Source organism: Halobacterium sp. CBA1126, from assembly GCF_009741975.1.
Classification (GTDB): Archaea; Halobacteriota; Halobacteria; order Halobacteriales; family Halobacteriaceae; genus Halobacterium.
On record NZ_WPCF01000134.1, the window covers coordinates 1 to 5840 of the forward strand.

At 71.3% G+C, this 5840-nt stretch carries 5 protein-coding genes and 1 pseudogene; 2 read left to right on the top strand and 4 right to left on the bottom strand.

Features of this window, described 5'->3' with window-relative positions; translation table 11 throughout:
• Window positions 1–40: 40 nt before the first annotated feature.
• The 3 genes from GJ634_RS13710 to GJ634_RS13715 all read right to left on the bottom strand — a co-directional run bounded on the left by GJ634_RS13710 (window position 41) and on the right by GJ634_RS13715 (window position 2991).
• The gene (locus GJ634_RS13710; protein WP_331714184.1) at window positions 41–946 is read right to left on the bottom strand and encodes a S49 family peptidase; all 906 of its coding nucleotides are present in this window, start codon (window positions 944–946) and stop codon (window positions 41–43) included.
• Entirely contained in the window at window positions 943–1569 is a 627-nt protein-coding gene (locus tag GJ634_RS16265; protein ID WP_231737049.1) for a hypothetical protein, read from the bottom strand. The genes GJ634_RS13710 and GJ634_RS16265 overlap by 4 nt, the downstream gene beginning before the upstream one ends.
• Before the next feature lie 141 nt (window positions 1570–1710).
• Window positions 1711–2991 carry an ABC transporter substrate-binding protein gene (locus GJ634_RS13715; RefSeq protein ID WP_157503439.1) on the bottom strand — a complete coding sequence of 427 codons (1281 nt, stop codon included), beginning with the start codon at window positions 2989–2991 and terminating at the stop codon, window positions 1711–1713.
• A 171-nt stretch (window positions 2992–3162) separates the two neighbouring features.
• Between GJ634_RS13715 and GJ634_RS13720 the strand changes: the two genes are divergently transcribed.
• Complete coding sequence (locus tag GJ634_RS13720) at window positions 3163–4503, top strand: phosphoribosylamine--glycine ligase (protein WP_157503440.1); 1341 nt, start codon at window positions 3163–3165, stop codon at window positions 4501–4503.
• On the opposite strand, the gene GJ634_RS13725 is transcribed toward GJ634_RS13720, so the two are convergent.
• The gene (locus tag GJ634_RS13725; RefSeq protein ID WP_157503441.1) at window positions 4479–5348 is read right to left on the bottom strand and encodes a hypothetical protein; all 870 of its coding nucleotides are present in this window, start codon (window positions 5346–5348) and stop codon (window positions 4479–4481) included. The two genes, GJ634_RS13720 and GJ634_RS13725, sit on opposite strands and share 25 nt — an antisense overlap.
• 159 nt (window positions 5349–5507) lie before the next feature.
• Here GJ634_RS13725 and GJ634_RS13730 point away from each other — a divergent pair.
• A pseudogene (locus tag GJ634_RS13730) lies at window positions 5508–5840 on the top strand (hypothetical protein); the annotation flags it as partial.

Below are 5840 nucleotides of genomic sequence, written 5' to 3' on the forward strand. Positions count from 1 at the left end.
CGCGGCGACGACGGCGACGACGCCGACGGCGCGCGCGACCTCACGCGGTCGCATTCGCGGTCACCCCCGTCTTGTCGGTCGTCTCGATGGTCCCGTGCAGCATCAGGTACTGGACGGTGTCGACGCCCCGGTACTCGAAGACCTGCTCGGTGGTCGCGTCCGCGGGCTCGCCGTCGGCCGCGAGGCCGAGCTGGGCGAGCACGGACGGCTGGGGCGCTTCCATCCGCACCACGTCGTAGTTGCCGAGGCCGGCGTCGTCGGCGGCGGCCCCGATGGCCGCGTCGACGCCGCCGATTTCGTCCGCGAGGCCGTTCTCCACGCCGGTGGCGCCCGCGTACACCTTCGCGTGCGAGACCTCCTCGCGGGTGAGCTCGATGCGGTCGCCGCGCTCCGCGAACACGGAGCCGACGAACGCCTTCCGCAGCGTCTCGACGCGCTGGCGCACCTCGTCGGGCGTCGACCCGCTGCCCTTGTCGGGGCCGGTCACGACCTCGCCGGCGGGCACACCGCCCGACGGCAGGGTGGCGCGCACGCCGACGCTGCCGACGATGGAGGCGGGCGTCACGTAGATGTCGTCGGCGGGCGCGGCGGCGTAGTACGACCCGGAGGCCGCGGTGCCGGTGACGCTCGCGACGACGGGCATCTCGCCCGCGGTGCGCTTGACCGCCAGGTAGAGCTGTTCGCTCGCCGACGCCGTCCCGCCGGGGCTGTTCACGTCGAGGACGACCGCCCGGATGGAGTCGTTCTGCCGGGCCTCCCGCAGGTCGTCGACGACCGCGGTCGCGGAGTCGCCCGTGATGGTGCCGTGGAGTTCCACGACGGCGACGTTGCCGTCGGGCTCGGTGGCGTACCCCCACGCCTGCGGCGCGAACGCCACGCCGACGACGACGCCGACGACGACGAGCACGAGCGTCGCGCTCCGCACGCTGCCGCGGGCGTCAGTCACGACGCCACCTCCGCGCTCGCGGACCCGTTCTCGACGAGCGACACGTCCTCGTAGTTCACCGTCACGGACGCCGGCTCGCCGTCGGCCGTCGTCCACGACGTGACGACCTTCAGGGGGATCTCGCGGTCGAGGTCGACCCAGACCGTCCGCGAGACGTTCGCCGCGCCGCTCGCGTCATCGCGGGGGTCGAGTTCGACCACCGCGGTCCGGTGGCCGTCGTGGCTGGTCACGCGCTCGACGCTGACGTTGCTCGTGCGCACCAGCGTCTCCGCGAGCGCGCCGTAGCCGGCGGGCGTCGCGGGCGAGCCGGCGCCGGTCCCGGCGTCGAAGACCGGGCCGCCGTCGGCCGACCCGGCGACGGTCTCGCCGGCGCGCGGACCGGATTCGTACGTCACTTCGCGTCGGTCGCCGCGGACCGCGACGTTCGCGCTGGTCGCCGTGGTCGAGTCGCCGACTTCGACCGTGCGGGTGACCGTCGCGTCGTAGCCGTCCAGGGCGGCGTACCGCTGTTCGACCGCGTCTCCGACCGCGGCGGCGTCGACGGAGCCGTCGGCCGACAGCCCGCCGATGCAGCCCGCAGTCAGGGAGACGACGACGAGGGCGGTCGCTGCCGCCACTCGCATTCGTGTAGATTGCATGACTCTCCGCGGGGGACTACCGGCGGCCCCGACAAAACACGGGGGTGGCGTTCGCAAGCCGAGAGAATCCACGGCGGGCGCGAGCCGCGTCGCTGTGCGGCGTCGCGTCGAAAGAAGCGGGTGGCGTTACGCGGAGAACGCGATCTCGTCGAGGGTCTCGATGCCGCCGCCCTCCTGGAAGCCGAAGTACTCGTAGGTCGCGGCCGCGAGGTCGCCGTTCTCGTCGAAGTCGACGGCGCTGGACGCGCCCACGTACTGGACGTCGGTGCCCTCGGCGGCCAGCTCGAGGCCCTCGGCGAGCGTGCTCGGCGTGACCTCCTCGCCGCTCGGGTTCGCGACGTTCCGCATCTCCTGGGCGACGGCGGCGCCGTCGTTCTCGCCGGCGGCCGCGTTCGCGAGCAGGCAGGCCGCGGTGGCGTCGAACGCCTGCGCGGTGAACACGCCGGGCTCCTCGCCGTACTCGTTCTGGTACTGTTCGTCGAAGTACTCCTTGCCGGGACCGGCTGACAGCGGCGCGGTGCCCGTGACGTTGTCCAGCGGGTTGCCGACGTCCGCGGGGAGGCTCGCCGACCGCAGGCCGTCCGTGACGAGAATCGGGACGTCCGTGTCGAACTCCGAGTAGAAGTCCCGGAACAGCTGGACGCCGCTCTCGGGGTAGCCGATGACGACGACCACGTCGGGGTTGTCGTTGAGCGCCTGCGAGATGCGCGAGGTGTACGACGACTGCCCCTTCTGAAAGGAGACCTCCTGGTAGACCTGGCCGTCCCGGTCCTGGAACGCCGTCTTGAAGCTCTCGGCGAGCAGCTGGCCGTAGGAGTTGTTCACGTACATCGTCGCGGCCGTCGACGCCTGGTGCTCCTCGACGGCGACCTGCGCGAGCACCTGGCCCTGTAGCGCGTCGGTCGGCGCGGTCCGGTAGATGAGGCCGTTGTCCTCGAGGCCGGTGATATCGGGGGACGTGCTCGCGGGCGAACAGCCGACCATCCCCGAGGGGACGAAGACGTTCTCCGCGACCGCGATGGTGACCTCCGAGGACGCCGCGCCCGTGACCGCGGGGTAGCCGCCGTTGCGCAGCGTCTGCGCCGCGGACTGGCCGGCGTTCGGGTCCGTCTGCGTGTCCTGCACGGAGAAGTCCAGTTCGAAGTCGGTCGCCCCGTCGAGGACCGCTTCCGGGAGGACGGCGCCGTCCCGGATGGGGGCGCCGAGGTCCGCGAGGCCGCCGGTCGTCGGCAGCAGGACGCCGTGCATGAGCGTCCGCGCGCTGCCGCCGCCGCTCGTGGTGGTCGCGCCGCCGCTGGTGGTCCCGTCGCCGTCTCCGTCGCCACCGCCCGTACAGCCGGCGAGCCCGGCGATACCTGCAGCTCCGAGCCCGCGGATGACGTCGCGCCGATTGATTCGTGAAGGCATACCACGCAGTAACAGTCAATTAGTATAAATGGATTCCGGAAATATCGGTGTTAAAACGCTATACTCGGAAATTCTAGCAGTTAATTGTTAATTACTAATTTTATCTATCGGTAGAGGGAGTGGTATTCGCGCGCACAGCACCCTTTTGGTCGCACCGCGCGACCGGTCCGTATGGAACCGACGAAGTTTCTGTTCGTCTCCGCGGACGCCGCCCTCATCGGCGACGTGGCGTGGCAGGTCCACGAGGAGGGCCACGACGTCAAGTACTACGTGGAGGCCGACGGCGACCAGGAGATAGCGGACGGGTTCGTGCCGAAGACCGACGACTGGCGCGCCGACGTCGAGTGGGCGGACGTCGTCGTCTTCGACGACATCTGGGTCGGCTCGGAGGTGGGGACGGGCGCCATCGCGGAGGACCTCCGCGCCGAGGGCCACGCGGTCGTCGGCGGGACGCCGAACACCGACCGCCTCGAGGAGGACCGCGGGTACGCGATAGAGGTCCTCGAGGAGAACGGCGTGAACACCATCGAACACGAGGAGTTCACGGACTTCCAGGCGGGCGTCCGGCACGTCGAGGAGAACCCCGGGCCGTACGTCGTCAAGCCCCTCGGCGAGGTCCAGAACGTCAAGCGCCTGCTGTACGTCGGCGACGACGAGGACGGCAGCGACGTCGTCGACGTGCTGCGGGCGTACGAGAAGGCGTGGGGCCACCGCATGAAGGGGTTCCAGCTCCAGCGCAAGGTCGAGGGCGTCGAGGTCGCCGTCTGCGGGTTCTTCAACGGGAACGAGTTCGTCGAGCCCGTGAACTTCAACTTCGAGCACAAGCGGCTGTTCCCCGGGAACATCGGCCCCTCCACGGGCGAGATGGGGACGAGCATGTTCTGGTCGCCGCGCAACGACCTCTTCGAGCGCACGCTCGGCCGGCTCGAGGGGTGGCTCGCCGACGAGGGGTACGTCGGCAGCATCGACCTCAACTGCATCGTCAACGAGACCGGCGTCTACCCGCTGGAGTTCACGCCCCGGTTCGGCTACCCCACCATCACCCTGCAGGAGGAGGCCATCGAGTCCTCCACGGGGGAGTTCTTCGCGGCGCTCGCGAACGGCCGCGACCCCGAGTTCGACGTCCACGACGGCTACCAGGTCGGCGTGCGCGTGGTGCTGCCGCCGTTCCCGTTCGACGACGAGGCGACCTACGACGAGAACTCGCGGAACGCCGCCATCGTGTTCGCGTCCGACGAGGACGGCGGCGCGACCACGCCGCCGCCGGGCGTCCACATCGAGGACGCCAAGCGCGTCGACGGCCAGTGGCGGGTCGCCGGCGGCTCCGGCATGCCGCTGGTCGTCACCGGGAAGGGCGAGACGATGCGGGAGGCACAGGCGCAGGCCTACGAGCGCGTCGAGGACGTGCTCATCCCGAACCTCTACTACCGCGACGACATCGGCGACCGCTGGGTGGCCGGCGACGGCGACCGCCTGCAGGCGTGGGACTACCTCGGGCCCGCCGACGAGTAGCCGCGCTCAGCGTCCCCAGCCACGGCGAGCAGGCCGTCCGGGAACTGCGCGAGCGTCGGCGCCGCGTCGTCCCCGAAGGCGGTGTGGACGAACGCCTGCCAGAGCACGCGCTCGGGGTACGGCCGCGCGGCGAGGTCGACGCCGAGCGCCGCCGCGACCGCGTCCTCGTCGACGTTCGGCCCCGGTTCGACGTCCAGGGCCCGCGGCGCGTCCTCGAGGTCGACGCCGAACGACGGGAACAGCCGGTAGTCCGCGCCCACAGCGGGGTGGTAGAACGCCCGCTCGCCCGGGTAGCGCACCGTCAGCACGGGCGCCGCGACCGCTCGCTCGCCGTCCGCGAGTTCCACTTCTCGCTCGCCGAGCGGGAGCTCGCGGCGCTGCCCGCGTTCGACTCGATACCGCTCGCCGCCCACTGCGAGGACTGCCTGTTCCTCCGCGATCCGCTCGATTGTCGCGCCGTGGGCGACTCCCGAAGCGAGTTCGGCTTCCCTCGAATCCCCGCCGACGGTCCCCTCGACGACGACCGTCTGGCCGCCGTCGCCTGTCAACGCCGGTGAGATTTCGCCCACCCTCGCGGGCTGGACGCCGTAGGGAGTCGCGCAGACGCGGCTCCACGCTTCCGGTGGCTCGTCGACGACCGAGCGCCAGTAGAAGACCCGGTTCTCCCCGTCACAGGTGTAGGGGACGACCGCGGGGAAGAACGCGCCCCCGAACCGAGTGGCCTCCAGTCCGCGGTACTCGAGGACGGCCTCGAGGTAGCGAACCGTCTGCCGGACCGGCGCGCGCCACCGGTCCGCGGACGCCCGCACCCACTCGACGCTCCCGTCTCCTGTGGCCTGTGCCATCACCCCGAGGTTGGTCGCCGCTCCGCTAAGGACTGCGCCCGGAGATGTTCGCCCCGCCGTCGGCGTCGTGCTGGCGGCGCGCCGCTCGAAGCCGAACATGTCCGCACACAGCCCTTAGCGCGGGCGCGCCCAACCACCGGGCGAGGTGTTCCAGCCGCGATGGCAGACGTGACCCACGAGCCGGCCGGCACAGTCGCCGACGACCTCTTCGACAAGTACCTGCTGCCGAAGGCCGCGCTCGCGGTCATCCTCGCGGCCTCGCTGGTCGGCACCGCGCTCACCCTCGACCTCGCGGGCCAGTGGTCGCCGCTGCTCGCGCTCGCGAAGTGGGCGTACCTCGTCGCGCTCGGCGTGCTCCTCGGCGGCCTGCTCTGGAAGCACGGCTTCGTCCGCCCGGGCGACGTCGACGCCGCCGGCGACTACTGCGCGGAGCTGTACCGGCGCTTCGACCGCATCGCGGCCGGCGCGCTCGCCGTGCTCGCGGACCGCGGC